The organism is Trichloromonas sp., assembly GCF_034006665.1.
Taxonomy (GTDB): Bacteria; Desulfobacterota; Desulfuromonadia; order Desulfuromonadales; family Trichloromonadaceae; genus Trichloromonas.
This window is the reverse complement of sequence record NZ_JAVESI010000006.1, coordinates 61,799-82,045: the sequence shown is the minus strand read 5'-3', so window position 1 is coordinate 82,045 and position 20,247 is coordinate 61,799. Positions and strand designations below refer to the sequence as shown.

Genomic DNA, 20,247 nt, shown 5'->3' with positions numbered 1-20,247 from the left:
TCCTTGTGAGTTGGCATCCGCTCCGTCGGAGTGAACGAAAAAAGGCGAAACCCGAGGGTTTCGCCTTTTCTTTTATACGCCCTTCGGTACTTTTAATCAACCCAGCGGCGTGCGCCGGGCGCGGGTGGTGAGTAGCCGGGGCATGGACGCCAGTTTCGGCAGCACCAGGTCCAGGCGGGGCATGCAACTGGCCATCGAGGTCGCCAGGGCAGCGCCGTAGGGAATGGACTGAACCAGCAGGAGAACGGCCCAGAGCGTTCCTTCGGGGTTGTTGGGGCCGAAGAACCAGAAACTGGCCGCCGCCGAAACCAGCAGCAGCAGGAAAATCTGGGTCTCTTCGCCGGCCATGATGACGCCCTTGAGCAGCGCTTGGCGACCTTCCCCCTTGGGGGTGCGCAGGAAGGGATGGCTCGGCTGCAACAGCCCGGTGAAGATCGCCCGGGCGATGGTGTGGGTCAGTCCCATGCCGGCGACGGAGGCGGCGAGGCTCTGCAGGAAGCTGCACTTGACCCGTGCCCGGTAGAGAATCAGGGCGTGGGCGACCTTGAATAGAAACAGGCCCAAGGTCGGCACCAGGAAGACCGCCAGGGGGACTTCGAAATCCTGGGGGCGCACCAGAATGCCGATAGTCCAGGCGACGCCGGCCAGGGTGAAGAGCAGGTGCAGGGCGTCGGTAAACCAGGGCATCCAGCCGGTGACGAAGTGGAACTTCTGCCCGGCGGTGAGATTCGATTTGCTCCAAGGCAAAAGCGAACGCCAGTGGCCGCGAAGAATCTGCACCGCCCCGTAGGTCCAGCGCCAGCGCTGTCCTTTGTAGCCGGCGAAGCTGGTCGGGGTGATTCCCTCGCCGAAGTTGTGGTTGACGTAGACCGACTCGTAACCGGCCTTGAACAGCCGCAGGCCGAGTTCGGCATCCTCGCAGATGCACCATTCGCTCCACTTGCCGACCTGCTCCAAGGCATCGCGGCGCATCAGGGTCATGGTGCCGTGCTGGATGATGGCGTTGCGCTCGTTGCGATGGATCATGCCGATCTGGAAGAAGCCGTTGTACTCCCAGTTGATCATGGTCTGGAAGACATCCCCCTGCCATTCGCGGTTGTCCTGGGGCGCCTGGACGAAGCCGACTTCGGGCTTGTCGAAGTAGGGGACGAGGGCGCGCAGCCAGTCGGGGCTGACGATGTAGTCGGCGTCGATGACCCCGACCACCTGGGCGTCGGGATGGGTCTCGCCGAGGGCGAAGTTGAGCGCCCCGGCTTTGTAACCCGGCCATTTCGGCAGGTGGAAGAAGCGGAAGCGTTCGCCGAGGCGGGCGCAATACTCTTCCACCGGCTTCCATACCTCTTCGTTGACGGTGTTGTTATCGATGACCAGTACCTCGAAGTTGGGATAGTCGAGGGCGGCAAGACCGTCGAGGGTCTTGAAGACCAGTTCCGGCGGTTCGTTATGGATCGCCAGATGGATCGAGGCCATGGGGAATTCGCGATCCCGTTCCGGATTCAGCGGAGCGAAATAGCGCTTCCAGCGCTTGATCCAAAGCATCTCAGTCATTTCCAGGCCGTTGGTCAGAATCACCAGCAGCAGGCCGAGCTGAGCGGGCAGCAGCAGACCCCAGACGATCGTCCCGGCCGTGGTCATCTCGACGGCCAGGGGCAGCAGCGCCGTCCAGGCGAAGAGCGATGCGGTCAGCTGGATGAGGGCGGCGAAGAAGAGCTGGCCGCGGCGCTTGAGGTTATCCCAGTGGCGCAGGAAGAGGACCATCGGCACCAGCGCCAGCACCGTCGCCAGGGCGGCCTGCCAGGGCCAGTGGGGAACGGCGGAGATGGCGCCGGTCAGGGGGAATTTGGCCTGGCGCTCGGCGTCGAAAATCCCCCAGTGAGCACCGACGGCACCCTCCAAGGCTTTCTTCCAGGGTTGGTCGAAGGCTTCCATCAGGAAATAGTCGATCTGGTGCTTTTGTGCCAGTTGCAGAAATTCACGGATAAAGACGGCCTGATTCGCCGGCGACGCCTTGGCGCCCATGAAGCGGCTGCCGGCGCTCGGCCAGCCGACCTCGCCGATCACCACCGGCTTGTCGGGGAAGGCGGCGACCACTTCCTGGTAACGGTTGAAGGCCCATTGGGGAGCTTCTTCGGCGGAAACGCCCTCCCAGTAGGGGAGGATGTGAACGGCGATGAAGTCGACAGCGGCGGCCAGTTCCGGATGTTCGAGCCAGACATGGGGCGGTTCGGCGCTGCCGACCGGTATCCGGATCGACTTACGGACCTGGTCGATATAGGTGCTGAGCTCGGCAACGGTGAGATCGCCGCGCAGTACCGCCTCGTTGCCGACGATGACCCGCTCGACGCTCGACCAGCGGTTGGCGTTGGCGACCAGGTGCTCGATCTCTGCGCGGTTGTTGGCTTCATCCTGGTCGAGCCAGGCGCCGGCGGTGACCTTCAGGCCGCGCGCCTGAGCCATTTCGGGCACCAGACCGAGGGTGTCGAGGGAGGAATAGGTCCGCACCCGCAGGGTTTTATCCTGAACGAGGGCGAGATCCTGATCGATCTCTTCGGCGCTGGGCAGTTCATCCTTCATGGCGTCCTGCCCCGGACGGAGCGGGCTGAAAGAGAGGCCGTTGAACGGCGCGTTCCAGTCCGGTGCGCTTTCCGGTCGATTGAGCAGCGTCCAGACGGCGAGATTGGCGAAAATAACCAGAACAACAATGATAAATCCGGTTTTGCGCATGGTTTTTATGTCCCTTCGAAACAGGTTCGAGGTGAACTTTGCCCGTACAGGCAAAAGCCCTCCGGAAAGGGGAGGGCGTAGAGCTTAGCCGTGTTGTCAGTGGGGAATGTCAGCTTGGCCCGGCAAGGCCGTGAACATAGCGGGTATCCAACCAAGAAGGTCGAAAGAGTGGAAAAAGAAGCGCTAAGCGATGGAAGCGTGTCAGCACTTTGGACATCTTCGGACAGATAAACGATCCACGTCCATTCTTGCGACTATAAGTATCACGATCGGATCAGGGAGTCAAGAGGATTGTCAGAAACGGGTGAGGATCATGTGAGGATCGGATTGCCGCCGCATGCCGACGACAGGCGACGGCAATCCGAGTAATGCCGGGATGTGAGGGGCTCGTGGTGGACACGCCACCACCGGATCAGGCTCAGGTAAAGCCGCCGCTGTTGCAGTTGGCGGAGGTGTCCGCCGGGCGTGAAACGGCAGGCCGGGCAACGGCGCCGCATATCGGGCAGGGTTGCTTGTCGCTGCGCTGGCGCTGGATTTTTTCGAAACGGTTACCACAGGCTGGGCAGACATATTCGTAAATAGGCATGGCGTTCTCCTTCGCAAAAGTGCCACGACAATATATATGAAAAATCGAATGTAGTAAACCCCGCCGCCGTGGCAGGCTATTTCAGGCGGCCGAGCAGGCGCAGCATGCCGTCGAGGCTGGTGTAGGGATGGGGCGGACAGCCGGGAATGTAGAGATCGACGGGAATCAGGTCGCCGATGCCCTGGTGAATTTCGGGACTGCCGATGAAGGGACCGCCGTTGATGGCGCAGGCGCCGGCGGCGATGACCAGCTTCGGTTCAGCGAGAGCGGCGTAGGTATCAAGCAGGGCGCCCTTCATGTTTTCCGTGACCGGACCGGTGACCAGCAGGCCGTCGGCGTGGCGGGGGGAGGCGACGAACTGGATGCCGAAGCGCCCGAGGTCGAAGACCAGGGTGGCGAGCACGTTGAGGTCGGCTTCGCAGGCGTTGCAGCCGCCGGTAGAGACCTGGCGCAGTTTGAGAGAGCGTCCGAAGAGACTGCGCATGTGGGCATTGAGAGCGGCGATTTTCGGGGCTTCGTTGGTTTTCTGGAGCAGATTCTCGCGGCTGCTCGCGGCCAGATGGTAGTTGCCGGTCAGGCTCAGGGTCTTCTCCGGACAGGCGCGGGCGCAATCGTCACAGAAGAGGCAACGCCCCAGGTCGATGACGGGGCGCCCCTCTTCAAAGGTGATCGCGTCGGTGGGGCAGACATCCTGACAGGCTCGGCAGTTTTCAGGACAAGCTGACGTGGGGAGTTGCGGCAGGCCGCGAAATCGTTCCGCCAGCACCGGCTCGATCTTGGGGAATTTGCCGGTGCGGTAGCCCTGCCGCCAGCGTTCACGGATAATTTTCAGCATGGCGTGATCCTTTTCATCCCCTTACAGATCGAATCCGCAATAGGAGAGATTGAAGCTTTTATTACACAGGGGAAAGTCGGAAATCTGTTCGTTACGCAAGGTCATAGCCAATCCGCTCCAGTTGTGGAAGGAGGGATCAACGATTTTATAGCGGCGGAAACGTCCCTCGCCGTCGGTCAAGGCCACATGGGCGATCTCCCCGCGCCAGCCTTCCACCAAGGCTGCGGTGAAGAGGTCCGCGCCCGGTTTTCCCGGGGGGATGTGGTGCGGACCCTCGGGCAGATTTTTCAGATGCTTGGTGATCCAGCTCAGAGCGGTGTAGAGCTCGCGCCGGCGGATCTGGGCGCGGGCGTTGACATCGCCATCCGTCTCTTGGGGAATGGTATCGAACGCATTGCGCCAGGCGCCGCGCGGATGGGTCAAGCGGATGTCGCGGCGCAGGCCGCAGGCGCGAGCCGCGACTCCGACCATACCGAACTGCTCGGCGGCCTCAACGGAAACCAGGCCGACCCCTTCCATACGTCCGAGGACCGAAGGGGTGTCGAACATCAGTTCAATCGCCCCCCGGGTATTGTAGGCTACCGACTCAAGCCGCTTCAAAATGAGATCGGTCAATTCCCGGTCGCAATCGATGAGAGTGCCGCCCGGCCGAACCAGACTGCGGCCGAAACGGTTGCCGCAGAGTTCGGAACTGAAGTTGAGATAATCCCCGCGCAGGCGGCCGCAATAAGCGGAGGTCGGCAGAAAGCCGACATCTCCGGCGATGGCGCCGAGATCGCCGACGTGATTTGCTAGTCGCTCGAACTCCTGACCTACCGAGCGCAGCACTTCCCCCCGGGGCGGCACCTCGGCGCCGGCAAGGGCTTCGATGACCCGACAGTAGGCGGTCATGTGGCCGGTGCTGGTATCGCCGGCGGCGGTCTCCATCTGAAAGGGGGTCGCTTTGTGCGGGCCACCGATGAGCAGGCGTTCAAGTCCACGATGCTGATAGCCAAGGGAAATTTCCAGATGCATCACCTCTTCGCCGTGGCATTGGAAGCGGAAATGTCCGGGTTCGATGACCCCGGCATGGACCGGCCCGACCGCGACCTCATGCACTTCATCCCCGGCGATCCGGTAGAAATCCATCTCTCCAACCAGAGGATGTCGATCTGTGGGGCGACCCCAGGCATCCTTCCCCCGACGCCAGGACTGATGGAAGCGCACCGGCTTGAACCAGGGGTGACCTTCGGCAACGACGCCGAACTGCTCGGCGATTTCCCGTTCAAAAAGATGCAGTTGCGGGCACTCGGGGGTCAGCGACGGGAAGTTTTCGCCGATGGCGCTTTTGAGCAGGGCCAGATCCCCTTGGCGGTCGCGGGCGATCAGGGTGTAGAGATCAAGCTTCGCAGAGCCGTTCGCAGAATCGGCGAAACAGGCGGAGACACGGCCGCCGGCCGCTACCAGATCGAGCAGCCCCTGGGCGTAGTCGGCGTAGGACAGGGTCGGAATATCGGCAAGCTTCAGGGTTTCGCCAGGACGGAAGGTCAGGCAGTTGGCGGGCATCATGGTTTCGCCTCCAGCAGGGCGGCGGCCTGCTCAAGACCGACACGCAAAGGCTCGGGCAGATAGAGTCCGAGGATCAGCACCAGGACCAGCAACACGAGGGGAGGACCGGCAAGCATGGCTGTATCCCGATGCTCGGAAGGGGGCGTATCGGTGGGCGCCTCCCCCTGGGTGGCCATCAGAACCGTACCGCCCATGCCGATGAAGACGATAGCGAGCAGCAGAAGAAAGACGCCGCCGAGCCAAGGGTGCCCTTCGCCGAAGATCCCCCGTAGAATGGTGAACTCACTGATAAAAGGGCCAAAGGGGGGACTGCCGGTAATGGCCAGGAAGCCCGCAACGAAGATCCCCGCCGAAAGGGGCACCCGGCTCATGGCGCCGCGCACTTCGCTGAGATGTTTGCTGGCGTAGGCCCGCTGGATGTTGCCGGCAGAGAGGAAGAGCGCCCCCTTGGTCAAGGAATTGTTGACCAGGTGGAGCATGGCACCGAAGGTCGCCAGACCGCCGATGCCGACGCCGAGGGCGAGAATCCCCATGTGCTCGACGCTGGAGTAGGCGAGCATGCGCTTGACGTCCGGCTGTTTGACCACGAAAACCGCCGCTAGGGCCAGGGAGAGCAGGCCCATAATAACCAGGGATTGCCGCGCCAGGGCGAGGTCGCCGGCGGCGGCCATGAGCTGTACTCCGCGCAGGATACCGAGGAAGGCGACGCTGGTCAGACCGCCGGCGAGCAGGGCTCCGACCAAGGCCGGGGCTTCGCCGTAGGCATCCGGTTTCCAGCTGTGCAGGGGAGCCAAACCCATCTTGGTGCCAAAACCGACGAGCAGAAAGACGAAGCCGGTGTGCAGCCAGGGGCGCGAGGAACCGGCGACATTGGCGAGCAACTGGTCGAATTGCAGGCTGACCGGCTGGTCAACGTGGAGGACGGCGTAAGCCGTGCAAAGGATGCCGAGCATGGCCAGAGCGATGCCTACCGAGCCGAGGAGCAGGTATTTCCAGGTCGCTTCGATGGAGAGCCGGTTGCGGTTGTAGTAGATGAGGGGCGCGCTCGCCAGGGTCGTGGTCTCCACCGCTACCCAGAGCAGGCCGAGATGATGAGCCACGGTGGCCAGGGTAAGGGTGGCGAGAAAGAAGAGCAGGCACGGCACCATTGCTCGGCTGTCCCGTTGCTGCTGGTGGAAGCGCAGGTAGGCGACAGCGTAGATGGAGCAGAGTAGAAAGAGCAGGCTGGTCACGATCAGCACCAGACGGCCCAAGGGGTCGAGGATCAGCCAGTCGCCGTTCCCGGTCGGAGACAGGGGTGTGGCCAGCGCGAGGGTGAAGTGCCCGGCACCGATCAGGGGCAGCAGCCATCCGGCCAGGCGCAGACGGGGAATGAGGGCGGCGGCGACGGCGGCGAGCAGCGGCAGGAGGATGAGCGCGGTGATCATGTCATTCCTTCAGTGCGGAAAGGCGTTCGGTGTTCAGGGTGGAAAATTCCCGGTTGATCTGGTTGATGACGATGCCCATGACGAAGATCGCCACCAGCAGATCGAGGAGCACGCCGGTCTCCACCATCAGCGGCATGGCTTCGGCGAGGAGTACGCCGAGAATGAAGATGGCGTTCTCGAAAATCAGATAGCCGAGAACCTGGGTGATTGCCTTGCGCCGGGTGCTGAGGAGCAGAAAGCCGGTAAAGAGCGTCGCCAGGGCGGTGGGGATGAAGAGGCTGTCCCGGTGTTCCGCAACCAGCGGCAGATACTCAGCGAAGATGAAGGCGGCTGAAGTGCTCAGGGCGCCGATGAGCAAGGTTGGGATATAGCCGATCAGCGGTTCGACCTCGCGGCGGATGCGGACCTCGCGGATGGCGCGGAAGAGCAGCCAGGGGATGAAAATCCCCTTGAGGGCGAGAGCCCCCGCGCCGAGGAGCAGACTGTGCCCACTCGCGCCGTGCACCGTCACCGGCAGTACCGAAATAAGCGCCCCCTGCAGAGTGACGACACGGATACAGGCGCCGAGACGGCTGCTGCCCAGGGTGAAGAAGTTGCAGAGAATAACGGCCAGCAGCAGCAGGTTGTTCAGGTCGTGCATGGGGTGACTCCCGTGTGTCAGTGACGCGCAAATAATGATAAGTGACGAGTTTCTGGCCGTCGATTTCGTGACGGATGGTTGTTATTTCTCAGCCCACATCCCTCGCCTCTTGCTTCTGCCCTTACTACCGCAACAACAACACCATGGCGAAAGCCGAAAGCAACGTGGTGCCGACCAGTACCTGGGGAATACGGATGAGGCGCAGTCGGGCCATGATCGATTCGACCACGCCGATCACTACCGCCAGGGCAAGCATCCCGGCGACGAAGACCAACAGATTGAGCCACGGGCTTGGGTAGGTCATGGGCAAAGCCATGCGCATCAGCACCGCTCCGAGTACGAAGAGTTTCATGGCTGCGCCGTAGAGGATCAGGCCGAAGGCTGGGCCGCTGTGGTCGAGGACCATGACTTCGTGGATCATGGTCAGTTCCAGATGGGTGTTGGGGTCGTCAAAAGGAATACGCGAATTTTCCACCAGCAGCACGACGAAGAGGCTGACCAGGGCCAGGCCCAAGGCCGCGCCCGCCTGGTGCCAGGCTGGTTGCAGCGAGGGGCCGAGCATGGCGTCCAGGGAGAGGTCGCCGGCCAGGCGCGCCAGGACGATAAGCACGAAGAGCAGGGTCGGTTCGGCCAGGCAGGAAAAGGTTACTTCCCGGGCCGCCCCCATCCCCTCGAAGCTGGAACCGGTATCGAGGGCGGCGCTGGCGGTGAAAAAGCGCGACAGGCCGAAGAGGTAGACGAAGAGAATCAGGTCGCCGGTGAAGGAGACCGGCGCGGTGAGGGCACCGAAGGGGATGAACAGAGCGGCCAGGGGCGGCACGGCGAAGCCGATCAGCGGTCCGGCGAGAAAGACCCAGGTGGTTGTTTCGCTCAAGACCATGCCTTTGCGCATCAACTTCCACAGGTCGAAGTAGGGTTGCAGCAACGGCGCGCCCCAGCGCCCGGCGAAGAGGGCCTTGGTTTTGCCGATGACGCCGAGCAAGAGCGGAGAAAGGAGAAAAAGCAACAACAGATGCAACAAGGCTTTGCCGATCATATTCAACCTCGCGACAGGGTGGCCAGGGTCAGAAGAGCGGCCAGAGCCAGGGCTACATAGAGAAGATAAAAACTGGTGCTGCCATTCTGAACGACTGCTCGCAACCGCCCGAAAAGGCGAATCGCTCTGCGGCAGAAGGGGATGACTCCCCGGTCGAGAATGGTGTCGGGGGTGTGGCAGGAAAATTCCGCAGCGTCCGGCAGGAGTCCTTGAGTCTCGCCGCCGTGTCGGTCCGGCCGCAGACCCCAACGGAAGAGGTCGACCAGCAGCGCACCGAAGGAAGAGGCGGTGTATTGCATGCGCGCCGTTGGCAGGGGGTAGCCGCAGCCCCAGGTCGATACCCGGGGGGACGCTTTGCGCAGGCCAAGGCGCAGGCCGCAAGCTGCACCAGCCAGTAGCAGAAAGAGGCCGAGAGCGCTCCAACTCAGGGCGGCGGCCGGCGCGTATTTCGTTAGCAGGGGAACTGGCGGAGTTTCTCCCGACCAGAGGGATGCGGCTTGTCCGAGCAGGGGGAGGAGCGCGCCGGGCCAGAGACCAATGAGCAGGCAGCAGGTCAAAAGCAGGCCCATGGGCCAGAGCATGCTTGCCGGCGCTTCGTGGGCGTGTGCGGCGGCGGGAGTGCGGGGCGCCCCGAGAAAGGCAATACCGAAGACTTTGACGAAGCAGGCCAAAGCCAGTCCGCCGATCATTGCCAGAGCGGGAATGGCGAAGAGGCTCAGGCGCGGGAGAAGGGTCGCACCCTCCAGGGCATGAAAGAGTCCGAGGTAGATCAGCCATTCGCTGACAAAGCCGTTCAGCGGTGGCAGGCCGCAGATCGCCACGGCGCCGCCGAGAAAGGCGATGCCGGTCAGAGGCAGTCCGCGCAGCAGGCCGCCGTAGTGCTCGATCTCGCGGGTGCCGGTGGCGTGAATTACCGCTCCGGCGCCGAGAAAGAGCAGCGACTTGAAGAGCCCATGGTTGATCACATGGAGCAGGGCGCCGGCCAGACCGAGGGCCGTTAACAGTGGCTGGTCGTAGGTTTTGCCAAGCAGGGCGGCGCCGAGGCCGATGGCGATGATGCCGATGTTCTCCACGCTGTGATAGGCGAGGAGGCGCTTGATGTCGTGCTGGGCGATGGCGAAGGCTACTCCGAGTACTCCGGAGATCACCCCCAAAGTCAGCACCGTCATCCCCCACCAAGCTGGTGGTGCGGCAAAAAAGCTACAGATGCGCACCAGGCCGTAAATCCCTGATTTGATCATGACCCCGGAGAGAAAGGCGGAAATGTGACTCGGTGCGGCGGCATGGGCACCCGGCAGCCAGATGTGCAGCGGGGTCAGGCCGGCCTTGATACCGAAGCCGAAAAGAGCGAGGAGAAAGATGGCCGAGGCCGGACCGCTGTTGTCATCAAGGGCGGCGGGAGCGGGGAAGGTAAAGCTGCCGAGATTTTGCTCCAAAAGGATGAAAAGAGCGAAGAGGGCGAGGGTGCCGGTGTGAGCGCAGGTCAGATAGATGAAGCCGGCGCGGCGGGTCTCCAGGTATTTTTCCTCGGTAGTGACGAGGAAAAATCCGGCCAGAGCCATGATCTCCCAGGCGGCGAGAAAGAGCAGACTGTTGTGGGCGGTCAACACCAGCGCCAGGGAGCCGGCGATCAGGCCGTAGAAAAGCCTCAGCTTTCTTCCATTCTCAGGGTTGCTGCGGTGCGGCCAGTAGCCGAGGGCATAGACGGCGCCAAGGGCTGCGATCAGGAAAACAGGGAAGAGGAAACAGGCGGAGATCGGGTCGATTGCCAAGGAGAAGTCGCCGCCTGGTACTGCCCAGGGGAGGGTGAGACTCGCTTCGGCCGGATGTTTCAGGGCGGCAATCACTCCCCCTGTTCCCAGCAGAGCTCCGCCCAGCAGCAGAGTGAGAGCTGTGCGTTCCCCGCCCGTCGGGCTGCTGCGGCCGAAGAGCCCCGGTACCCCGGAAAAGAGCAGCAGCAGCGTGCCCGTGATAAAGACCGTCATGATCATAGGATTCCCTTTTCGACCAGGGCTATCCACCCCAAGAGCAGGGCGCAGGTGAGAAAGATATAGAGCAGATAGATGTTCAGCCGTCCCTGCTGCAACCAGCGCAGATGGCTGAAGCGTTCGGCGACGGCCCGGAAGACGGGAGCGAACCAGCGGTGCAGGAAGGGATCGAGGGAGCGCTGTGAGAGCTGGTCGGCTTCCGGAAAGAGTTCGCGGGACGCCGGTTTGTGCAGTTCCGGCTGGAGCAGCGCGGGAATCGCCCGGGTCTGAATTATTTCCCCGTAACCGGTGGCGGTGTAGGACATGCGCGCCGTTGGCAGGGGGTAGCCGCAGCCCCAGGTGTGGCGCCGAGGAGATTTGCGCCACGTCAGAAGCCAGGGGATCAGACTCAACGCGGCCAGAATCAGCAGCCCCGCCAGGGTGAACCGCTCCAGGGGCAGCACAGTCAGGCCGGGCAGGGAGGCGGAGAGTTCGGGTTGGCGCAGAAGCTTCCCGGCCAGGGGGCCGATGTGGTTCAGCAAGGCGCCGGGGAAGACCCCGGCAAGCAGACACAGGGGCAGGAGTAGGGCCATGGGCCAGAGCATCCAGCGGCTTGCTTCGTGGGCCGAGGCCGCTTCGGGGCTGCGCGGCGCGCCGAGCAGGGCGATGCCGATGATACGGGTGAAGACCGCCAGCGCCAGACCGCCAACCAAGGCGAGCAGGCCGACCAGCAGCAGCGGCCCGAGAGCATAAAGAGCAGTAGCGGCGGCTCCGGCCTGAAGCAGGCTCCGATAGATCAGCCACTCGCCGACAAAACCGTTGAAGGGAGGCAGGGCACAGATCGCCAGAGCGCCGCCGATGAGCAGGGTGCCGGTCATCGGCATGCGTTTCAGCAGGCCGCCCATGCGGTCGAGATTGCGCGTTCCGGCACTGTGCAACAGGGCGCCGGCGCCGAGAAACATCAGGCTTTTGAAGAGGGCGTGATTCCAGAGATGGAGCAGGCCCCCGGCCATGGCGAGCACGGCGACGGTCGGCAGGTCGCGGGCGGCGGCGAACCAGGAAAGTCCCAGGGCGAGAAAGATCAAGCCGATATTTTCCACCGTCGAATAGGCCAGGCAGCGCTTGATATCTTGTTGCAGCGCCGCCAGAGCGATGCCGAAGAGAGCGCCGGCGATCCCCAGAACCATCAGCAACTCCCCCCACCAAGCCGGAGCGGGGGGGAGGAAATCGACGACGCGCAGTATGCCGTAGATGCCGGTCTTGATCATGACTCCGGACATCAGGGCGGAAACGTGGCTGGGGGCGGCGGGATGGGCGTCCGGTAGCCAAACGTGCAGGGGGAAAAGCCCCGCCTTCGAGCCAAAGCCGACCAGCGCCAGCAGGAAGAGGAGAGCGGCGGGACCAGGCGCAAGTTGTCCCAGGGCCGCGAAGGTGCTGAATTCGGGGGATCCGCTCCAGTGAGAGGCGAAGAGGAAGAGGGCGAAGAGCGCCGCTGCGCCGAGGTGGGTCGAAAGCAGATAGAGCCAGGCGGCTTCGCGAACCTCCCTTTGCCGATGGTCGAAGGCGACGAGGAAGAAGGAGGACAGGGACATGCACTCCCAGGCGGCGATGAAGAGGATCGCGTTGGCGGCGGTGACCACCAGGATCATGGCGGCGATGAGGACGGTAAAGAAAAACCAGGTCGCGCTCAGGGGACGGTCGGCGGCATGATCCTTGAGATAGCCGTAGCCGTACAGGGCGCAGAGTGAGGAAATCAGCAAAATCGGAACGAGAAAAAAAGCGGCCAGGGGGTCGAGGGTCAGGGTAAAACTGCCGCCGGGGACTGGCCACGGCAGGCTCAAGGTTTCAGAGGTCTGGAAGAGGAGCGTGCGTCCCGCCGCCGTCAAGGTGAGGAGGGCGGCGGCGAGGGTGCCGCTACCGGCGAAGAAGGCGGCCAAGGTTGTGCGCCGGCCGCAACAGAGGGCGGAGATTCCGCCGGAGATAAGAATGAGAAGCGCCGGCAGGATAAGGTTCATGGCCGGCTCGCCTCCAGTTCCGCTTCTGCCTGGCGCAGCGCGGCCAGAATCTCTTCGCGGCTCCCTTCTTCACTGAGAATCTTCTTGAAATAAGGGTTTTTCAAGACGAAACCCAGTTGTGAAAGGAGATGCAGGTGGCTGCGCAGGGTCGGGGCGATGACGGTTAGCAACAGCCGCACCGGCTGCCCATCGAGAGCTTTGAAGTCCACCGGTTGTTCGAGGAAGCAGAGGGTGACGGTCGATTTGGTCAGGTGCAGCAGGGCGGGATTACGAGGGTGGGGGATGGCGATGCCGTTGCCGATGGCGGTGGAGGCGATGCGCTCCCGGGCGATGAGAACCTGCTGCAGATGCCCCCGGTCCACTTCATCGGGCAGGCGCAGGTGCTGGGCAACCTCGGTCAGCACCTGTTCGCGGCTGTCTCCTTCGACCCGATAAAAGATGCCGCCGGCTTCAAGGGCATCGCTCAGCAGGGTCAGGGGGGCAGCATCGGACCCCGGCTCGTCGAGAAGTTCGGCGGTGACTCCCATCCGCCGGGAGGTGGCCCATTCCAAGAGCTCCACGCGGTTGAAGCGGTACTGCTCGTGAACCCGGTAGGCCGGCACGACCTCCTGCTTGATCCAGCGGTAAATGGTCTTTTCCGACACGTTTAAAAGACGAGCGGCGTCTTTTACGGATAGGTTCATTTGTACCCCATATGTGACATAATGGTCTATGTTAGGACATTTGTGGACACTAGCTCTTTTTGTTGGAGTTTGTCAAGGGAGTTTTGTTTTTTGGGGTTAAGTCAAAGGCCTCGGATCAAAAAACATGAAACCCTATGGCGATCAGGATTCTCTTTTTCTTTGTGCCGTTACCCGTTAACGGCGGGAGTATGCCGTTCCCTGATGCGGGTTGCTGAATGCGTCGACATGGAACGCCAGCAGTTCGTCCCGGCAGTATCTGCACGAACTGCTGGGAGCTGATAACATGGCGTAACACTTAGCGATATTTTCGCGGGATGGCAAGATGATGGGGTGTTTCCTTGCGGAATCTGCCTGTGGCCGGGCGAGGGCGCGAAGGGGAAACAGAAAAACCGCCTGAATAAGGCGGTTTTAAAAGTCACATGGCCCTAGAAGCCGTTAAGGGATGGAATGTGAAAAATATTGTTGGTCGAGGGCAATGATTGCCCTAAGCGCATCGTGGAATGTCACTCCTATCGGCTTCATTAGAATGATTGCCATAATGCCGATGATGAGAAAGGCGGCGGTCCAGTTCAATAAAGTAGTCAACCAAGGCCAATCAAGATCCTTGTGCTTTTTCTTAGCTTCGTCGTCTTTTTCGTCTTCTTCGCGAGCCATGTTGCGGGCGGCTTTGCGCATGAAATGCCCGGAGCTCATAAAGATGACTGCAGAGACGATAAACTGTGGCATGGCCTCAAGCGGCAGTTTCCCGGAAACCAACATGACCGCGTAAAATATTACGGCACAGAGTCCCAAGAGAATCATGTGCTGCCCAAGTTTGGCGTTCATGGATTCCCTCCATTTATCATCTTTTAAATAAAATTAACCATTGTTATAAAGTATGTCAAGGTCTAAGTGCTGGCCGTATGGTCTTTTATTTCGATGTGTTTTGGTGGGGGGACGGCTTTTTGCTGTTGATGTAACTCGGTTTTATTTTTCCGTGATGGCAAAAAAAGAAGGCTCAAGACGCGAGCCTTCCCGTGGAGGGTTTATCCAAAAATGTGGGTTATTTTTTGATAAGGCCGAGAGGGGCGACCGTCCGTCCGTAAACTTCGTTCAACACCTGGGCGAGTCCGGTGTAGATAGCGGAAAGGCCGCAGACAATTCCTTCCCAACCGGCGATAGTTTTGATCAGGTGGTTTTCGGTGGCATCGCCGATGGCGAGAAGAAAGAACAGGATCGTCAGCGATCCGAACACGAATTGCAGTGCCCGGTTGAGCTTTAAGGTGCCGATGAAAAGAACTGCGGTGAACAATCCCCACATGGTCAGATAGGCAACCATGGCTGATGCTTCAGGTGCCTGTCCGAATCCGGTTTTTGGGAGAACGATGAGGGCGACTAGGGACAACCAGAACAAACCGTAGGAGGTAAAAGCCGTGGCGCCGAAAGTATTATTTTTTTTCCACTCCATGATGCCGACGATGATCTGACCGAGGCCGCCGTAGAAAATTCCCATGCCGAGGATCATCGCATCGAGAGGGAAGAATCCGGCATTGTGCAAATTCAGAAGGACAGTGGTCATGCCGAAACCGAGCAGTCCGAGGGGGGCCGGGTTGGCAGTGGTGTCGTTCAGGGCGAGGGTGGAGGTGCTGGCTTGAGTGGCGGAAGTGCTCATGGGTGAATTTTCTCCTTGGCGAATGGGGAACCGACGAAGTATGGGGCGTGGAAATGTTCCAATAGTTGTGTTTAGCGAAAGTAAAATTAGATATGAATGAAGCAGGGTGTGCAACAATAAATAATCAGTGCAGGTAGCCGGACTTTACCTGTTGCGGGCGTTTCTGCTTCAGGGGGATTACGATTCAATGCTTCAGCAAGCGTTGTGCCAGTACGGGAGATATTCTTGTCTTTTAGCGTAAACGTCAGTGATAACAGTTTGTTGTGCTGTCTTCATGGGGGGTCGTGGGGGTTTTTTCGGCGTTGCGTTTTTCGCTTAAATGCAAAAGATTTGGACTAGGGTTGATTCGATTGGTCCGCGCCGAATATCGGCAAAATACATTTAAGACGTTTAATTGTCGGGGGTTTTTGTCTTCCACGGCGGATAAGGTGGGGTGCGCATACGGTTTTGCAAGAATTCGCAATTACGCAAAATGCATCCGCGGTCAACCGTGACGGGAATCGACGCGGCGCGAACCGAGGGACCGCGTCGGGGAAGGGCGCGAAGGGCTCGAAAGGCTCTTACGATCTTCGATCGGCACCGCGCGCAGGGCCGTCAGTCCACAACCGAACCCGGCCAGGAGTGTGGCGAGGCCAACCAGCCAATGGTTAGTGACATAACTGGTGGCGAGCAGGAAGAAGAGCAGGGCCGCCGAGCCGAAGACACAGGGCAAGGAGCGGTTGATTGGTCGCGCACCGGCCAGCAGCACCGCGCTGAACAGGCCCCAGAGCAACAGGTAGGCGCTGGTGGCCGGCGCCATGGTCGCTGGGGATTGCCCCGCCGGAGGTATCAGGAGCAACAGCGAGATCCAGAAGAACCCATAGCCGGTCAATGCAGTGGCGCTGAAGAACTGTTTTTTGCTCCATTCCAAAATGCCGACGGCGAATTGTCCGAGGCCTCCGGTCAGAATAGCGAATTGAAAGAGCCACTCCGGGAGGGGGAGCAGGCTGGTCATGCGCAGGCTGAAAATGAGCGTGGTAAGGCCGAAACAGATGAGCCCCAGGGGTGGCAGGGTGCTAAAGGGGGGAGCCGGAAGGAAACGGGACGGTTTTGCCGGAACCGGTTTCGGCGTGCGGCCAGGGGAAGTCTCTCCGGGTTTCGGTAGTGGTGTCGGCGTTTCTGCCGCCGGCTGGGTCGCGGGTTCGGCTTCGCGCTCCATCAGATACTGATAGCGGGGGCAGTCGTCGGGATGGGTCGAGCAGAACTGACTGATGATCTTGGCGTCATGGGGCGACACATAGCCGCATCCAACGTCGCAGATATCTTCATTCTTGCCGTAGAAAGGACAACCCATGGTTACAGCCTCGGATGGCGAGGAAAGGTTTGGCGTTGCTGGACGCGGGGAATCGGAACTTAGCTTAGCAGCCACCATACCAATTTCCTTTGACGACTTGGGAAAAAAATAATTACATTGAAAACAGGACGTTAAGCTGGTCGCTCGGGAGGGGTGGGAAGGGCGGGAAGAACGGAGAATTTTCGCATTACTGCGAAGGGCCGAGACAATGCAGCTTCATGGAACTGTTTTGCTGTTCTTGGACTAAACTAAAAACCCTATTAAATTCTGCATATTACTTAAATAAGAAAAATTACCAAAAAGGATATTAGGCTTTTGCGAAAGCGCCAAGTGGTTCATCGGGGTTTTGCAATCTTGCAAGGAGGGGGGGGTCAGGAATAATCTTCTTTCTTGATGTCGTACTTTTTAATTTTGCGATAGATCGTGGCCATGTTCATGCCCGCCTCGCGGGCTGCGGCATCGATGTTTCCCGCAGACTTTTTCAGCAGGCTGATCAGGTAGCTGGTTTCAAAGCGAGAGAGGGCGGCGGAATAGCTGTCTCCGTCGGTGAGTTCCCGGACTGGCGCTGAATCGACGTCGATGAATTGCGACAAAACCGGCAGGCTGATCCATTCCCCGGTCTCAATGGCCATGCAGGCCTCGATGACGTTGCGCAACTGCCGGATATTGCCCGGCCATGCGTAGTCACAAGCGGATTGAAAGGCTTCGGGCGTAAGCCCGCGGATCCGAGTGCCGAATTTTTCGTTCTGCAATTTGATGAAATGGGCTGCCAGCAATGGGATGTCTGCTGGGCGATCCCGCAACGGTGGCAGGTGGATGTTGACCACGTTGAACCGGTAATAGAGATCTTCGCGGAAGGCTCCGGTCTTGATTTCAGCCATCAGATCCGAATTTGTGGCCGAAATGACCCGGACGTCGACCTTGGTTGGCTTGGTGTCGCCGAGGCGCAGAAATTCCTGTTCCTGCAGAAACCGAAGCAGGGTTTTTTGCACGTTCATCGGCAGGTTGCCGATTTCGTCCAAAAACAGGGTGCCGCCGTCGGCTGCTTCAAGCAGACCCTGACGGTTTTCCGTGGCGCCGGTGAAGGCCCCTTTTTTGGTGCCGAACAACTCGCTTTCGAGGATGGTTTCCGGCAGGGCGCCGCAATTGATGGCGACGAACCGTTTGCCCTTGCGCGGCGAATTGTAATGCACGGCTTGAGCGATCAGTTCCTTACCGGTTCCCGATTCGCCGGTGATCAGCACCGAGGTGTCGCGGATCGCCACCCTTTCGACCTTCTGTAACAGTTCCTTGAGTTGGGGGGAGTCGCCGATGATGTTGTCGAAGCGAAACTTGCCGACCAGCTCGTCTCGCAGTTCCTGGTTTTCCGTTAGCAGTTGCGAGTGTTGGAGGGCGTTCTTGACCCGGTATAGAAGTTCCTCAGGTTCGAAGGGTTTGGTCAGCATGTCGTAGGCCCCCTTGCGCAGGGCCTGGATGGACATCTCGACGGTGGCGTAAGCAGTAATAATGATGAACGGAATGTCGGGCGACTTGGCTTTGATCCGGGCCAGCACCTCAAGGCCGTCCATTCCCGGCATCTTGATGTCGGAAATCACCAGATCCCAGTCGCCATGGCGATAATCCTCCACGGCTTCGAAAGAGCGGGTGTACCCCTTCACTATATAGCCGCTATCGGTGAGGATTGCCTCCATCATTCGACAGAGACCTTCTTCGTCGTCAACCAGTAGGATCCGTTTCGAAGGCATCTAAATAGTTCTCCTGTGTCACTGGCAGTTGGACGGTGATGGTGGTGCCTTCACCGACCTTGCTGTCCAAGATAATTTGTCCCTGATGCTGTTCGATGATCTGTTTGGTGATGGCCAGCCCGAGCCCGGTGCCTTTGGAGCGGGTGGTGAAAAACGGTTCGAAGATTTTGTCCAGATTTTCTTCCGGAATCCCAATGCCGTTGTCGTCAAAGATGATATTGACGTAGCTGTCGTCGTAGGTGGTTCGGACGATTAGCCGCCCCCCTTCCGACATCGCCGTGCCGGCGTTGAGAATCAGGTTGATCGCCACCTGGCGTATCTGGTCGCCATCCACTTGGATGCGAGGGAGCTCCGGAGCGAATTCCTTGAGCACGGTGACATGATGCATGTCGGTGTGGTTGGCGGCGAAATCGATGATCTGGTGCAGCAGTTCGTGGATGTCGGTTTCCGCCAGGGTTGGTTTCGGCGTCCGGGCGTAGCTGAGCAGATCCTGGACGATTTTTTTGCAGCGTTTGCTTTCCCGCTTGATTTCGTGGATGAAGTTGTAATAGGGCTCGTTCGGCTCCATTTTGCCTTCCAGGTAGCTGGCATAGCCGAGAATGACGCTGAGCGGGTTGTTGATCTCGTGCGCCACCCCCGACGAGAGGATTCCCAGCGACGCCATTTTGCCCTGCTGGGCCAAGGAGGCTTCTATCTCGTGGTTGCGCTCGAGCCTGCTGGTCATTTTGTTGAAGGCGATGGCCAATTCCCCCAGTTCATCGTTAGAGTTGACCGGCATCCGCTGGTCGAGCCCTCCCTTCATGACTTGGCGGATGACGGCGATCATGTTATGGATCGGCTCGGTCAGAATCCGCGAGGCGATCAACAGCAGGATCACCGACAGGGTGCCGACGAACAGGAGGAGGATTGCCATGTTCGCCAGAATCCGCCACTTGATGACGTTGGCCTCATGAAAAAACTCGTCTTCGTAGGAGCCGACGGCGATGATCCAGTCCCAAGGCTTGTAATAGTGGTAGCGGACGATCTTCATGCGTGGCTTGGCGTCCCCAACGTTCTTCCAGGGGTAACGGATCCAGCCGTTCTTTTTCTGACTCATCTCGCGGATGAAATAGTGGCCGTCCGAATCCCGGCTGTTGGCGACATTCTGACCTTCGGCATCGGGGTGGATGGTCAGGGTGCCTTGGCGATCCATGCAGTAGATATAGCCGGTTCGGCCGACCCGTTTGCTTTTGATCTTGATCTTGAGGTTTGCCAGGGACTGTTTCTCGAACTCCTCATCCTCATAGGTCTCCTCGACGTAGCCGCCGGTGGCGATGATCCAACCCCACTCGGGGAAGTAACGGTAGGCGACTATCTTCTTGCGGGGGAATCGGTCGCCGAGAGCCTCGTTACGCCAGGGGTAGATACTGAAGAGAATCTGGCCCGGAGGGGCTTGTAGCGCGGTCTGAATCAGGGAACGAATAAAATAGTGACCGTTTTCGTCCTGCTCATTGAAAATATTTTCCCCCTCGCGAGTGACATGCACCAGCAGGTCGCCGGAACTGTTCAACACATAGGTATAGCCGCTTTCGCCGAAACTGATTTTTTTCAGGGATTTCCTGGCCTGGGCCTGCGCGACCTTGAGGGTTATCTCCCCGTTTTGCTGCTGGAGATACTGGGTTTCGACTAGGCTGTAGGCCAGTCCGGTGAGGGTGGCCAGTTCCTTGCGGATGACCTGTTGCCGATCCTGCTTGTAAACCTCGAACTGTTGATAATGAGAGTCCAGCAAATCGATGGTGAACTTGGCCATGTGGTCCAGATCGGCTTCACTGGTCTGGGTGATGCCGCGGTGGGCCTGTTGGGTGGCAAGGATCCCAACCACTCCGCCAACCATGAAAATGGGGAGGATAACCAGCGGCAAGACCAAGCAGAGGATCTTGCCGCGCAGTTTCAGGTTATGAAAAAAATTAAAGCGGCGATGGGTCAATTTTGATGCTCTCGCGAATGGCGCTAGTTTAAGGGCGCCTGCCATGGGAAAAACACCTGAAAATATTGGCTTAATGCATCATGAAAAATTC

The 20,247-nt window shown here is 59.8% G+C and carries 15 protein-coding genes; all 15 read right to left on the bottom strand.

Annotated elements, in window-relative coordinates; all coding sequences use genetic code 11:
- Positions 1-96: 96 nt before the first annotated feature.
- On the bottom strand, positions 97-2,724 hold the full coding sequence (locus tag RBR25_RS04355) for a glycosyltransferase (RefSeq protein WP_432818309.1): 2,628 nt from the start codon (positions 2,722-2,724) through the stop codon (positions 97-99).
- Positions 2,725-3,142: 418 nt separating this feature from the next.
- On the bottom strand, positions 3,143-3,310 hold the full coding sequence (locus RBR25_RS04350) for an FmdB family zinc ribbon protein (RefSeq protein ID WP_432818308.1): 168 nt from the start codon (positions 3,308-3,310) through the stop codon (positions 3,143-3,145).
- Positions 3,311-3,386: 76 nt separating this feature from the next.
- Positions 3,387-4,145 (bottom strand): 4Fe-4S dicluster domain-containing protein, encoded by a 759-nt coding sequence (locus RBR25_RS04345; protein WP_432818307.1) that lies wholly within the window; start codon positions 4,143-4,145, stop codon positions 3,387-3,389.
- A gap of 21 nt (positions 4,146-4,166) precedes the next feature.
- Positions 4,167-5,690, bottom strand: coding sequence for an NADH-quinone oxidoreductase subunit C (locus tag RBR25_RS04340; RefSeq protein ID WP_432818331.1), 1,524 nt, complete (start codon positions 5,688-5,690; stop codon positions 4,167-4,169).
- A complete protein-coding gene (locus RBR25_RS04335; protein WP_432818306.1) occupies positions 5,690-7,120 on the bottom strand; it encodes a proton-conducting transporter transmembrane domain-containing protein in 1,431 nt (476 codons plus the stop codon). Before RBR25_RS04335 ends, RBR25_RS04340 begins: the two co-directional genes overlap by 1 nt.
- Position 7,121: 1 nt before the next feature.
- Positions 7,122-7,760, bottom strand: a complete 639-nt coding sequence (locus RBR25_RS04330) for a hydrogenase (RefSeq protein ID WP_432818305.1) — start codon at positions 7,758-7,760, stop codon at positions 7,122-7,124.
- A gap of 124 nt (positions 7,761-7,884) precedes the next feature.
- Entirely contained in the window at positions 7,885-8,796 is a 912-nt protein-coding gene (locus tag RBR25_RS04325; RefSeq protein ID WP_432818304.1) for a respiratory chain complex I subunit 1 family protein, read from the bottom strand.
- A gap of 2 nt (positions 8,797-8,798) precedes the next feature.
- Entirely contained in the window at positions 8,799-10,781 is a 1,983-nt protein-coding gene (locus RBR25_RS04320) for a proton-conducting transporter transmembrane domain-containing protein (protein WP_432818303.1), read from the bottom strand.
- 2 nt (positions 10,782-10,783) lie between these two features.
- On the bottom strand, positions 10,784-12,778 hold the full coding sequence (locus tag RBR25_RS04315; RefSeq protein ID WP_432818302.1) for a proton-conducting transporter transmembrane domain-containing protein: 1,995 nt from the start codon (positions 12,776-12,778) through the stop codon (positions 10,784-10,786).
- Complete coding sequence (locus tag RBR25_RS04310; protein ID WP_432818301.1) at positions 12,775-13,461, bottom strand: PTS sugar transporter subunit IIA; 687 nt, start codon at positions 13,459-13,461, stop codon at positions 12,775-12,777. The genes RBR25_RS04315 and RBR25_RS04310 overlap by 4 nt, the downstream gene beginning before the upstream one ends.
- A 435-nt stretch (positions 13,462-13,896) precedes the next feature.
- The gene (locus RBR25_RS04305) at positions 13,897-14,286 is read right to left on the bottom strand and encodes a hypothetical protein (RefSeq protein ID WP_432818300.1); all 390 of its coding nucleotides are present in this window, start codon (positions 14,284-14,286) and stop codon (positions 13,897-13,899) included.
- Between the two features lie 217 nt (positions 14,287-14,503).
- Positions 14,504-15,112: an acetate uptake transporter gene (locus tag RBR25_RS04300; protein WP_432818299.1), complete on the bottom strand. Its 609-nt coding sequence runs from the start codon at positions 15,110-15,112 to the stop codon at positions 14,504-14,506.
- A gap of 484 nt (positions 15,113-15,596) precedes the next feature.
- Complete coding sequence (locus RBR25_RS04295) at positions 15,597-16,445, bottom strand: acetate uptake transporter (RefSeq protein WP_432818298.1); 849 nt, start codon at positions 16,443-16,445, stop codon at positions 15,597-15,599.
- Between the two features lie 371 nt (positions 16,446-16,816).
- A complete protein-coding gene (locus tag RBR25_RS04290; RefSeq protein ID WP_432818297.1) occupies positions 16,817-18,190 on the bottom strand; it encodes a sigma-54-dependent transcriptional regulator in 1,374 nt (457 codons plus the stop codon).
- On the bottom strand, positions 18,162-20,156 hold the full coding sequence (locus RBR25_RS04285; protein ID WP_432818296.1) for a cache domain-containing protein: 1,995 nt from the start codon (positions 20,154-20,156) through the stop codon (positions 18,162-18,164). The genes RBR25_RS04290 and RBR25_RS04285 overlap by 29 nt, the downstream gene beginning before the upstream one ends.
- Positions 20,157-20,247 lie beyond the last annotated feature (91 nt).

Coding starts and splice junctions, on each gene's coding strand:
- RBR25_RS04355 (WP_432818309.1), bottom strand. CDS start 2,724: ATGCGCAAAACCGGATTTATCATTGTTGTTCTGGTTATTTTCGCCAAT.
- RBR25_RS04350 (WP_432818308.1), bottom strand. CDS start 3,310: ATGCCTATTTACGAATATGTCTGCCCAGCCTGTGGTAACCGTTTCGAA.
- RBR25_RS04345 (WP_432818307.1), bottom strand. CDS start 4,145: ATGCTGAAAATTATCCGTGAACGCTGGCGGCAGGGCTACCGCACCGGC.
- RBR25_RS04340 (WP_432818331.1), bottom strand. CDS start 5,690: ATGCCCGCCAACTGCCTGACCTTCCGTCCTGGCGAAACCCTGAAGCTT.
- RBR25_RS04335 (WP_432818306.1), bottom strand. CDS start 7,120: ATGATCACCGCGCTCATCCTCCTGCCGCTGCTCGCCGCCGTCGCCGCC.
- RBR25_RS04330 (WP_432818305.1), bottom strand. CDS start 7,760: ATGCACGACCTGAACAACCTGCTGCTGCTGGCCGTTATTCTCTGCAAC.
- RBR25_RS04325 (WP_432818304.1), bottom strand. CDS start 8,796: ATGATCGGCAAAGCCTTGTTGCATCTGTTGTTGCTTTTTCTCCTTTCT.
- RBR25_RS04320 (WP_432818303.1), bottom strand. CDS start 10,781: ATGACGGTCTTTATCACGGGCACGCTGCTGCTGCTCTTTTCCGGGGTA.
- RBR25_RS04315 (WP_432818302.1), bottom strand. CDS start 12,778: ATGAACCTTATCCTGCCGGCGCTTCTCATTCTTATCTCCGGCGGAATC.
- RBR25_RS04310 (WP_432818301.1), bottom strand. CDS start 13,461: ATGAACCTATCCGTAAAAGACGCCGCTCGTCTTTTAAACGTGTCGGAA.
- RBR25_RS04305 (WP_432818300.1), bottom strand. CDS start 14,286: ATGAACGCCAAACTTGGGCAGCACATGATTCTCTTGGGACTCTGTGCC.
- RBR25_RS04300 (WP_432818299.1), bottom strand. CDS start 15,112: ATGAGCACTTCCGCCACTCAAGCCAGCACCTCCACCCTCGCCCTGAAC.
- RBR25_RS04295 (WP_432818298.1), bottom strand. CDS start 16,445: ATGGGTTGTCCTTTCTACGGCAAGAATGAAGATATCTGCGACGTTGGA.
- RBR25_RS04290 (WP_432818297.1), bottom strand. CDS start 18,190: ATGCCTTCGAAACGGATCCTACTGGTTGACGACGAAGAAGGTCTCTGT.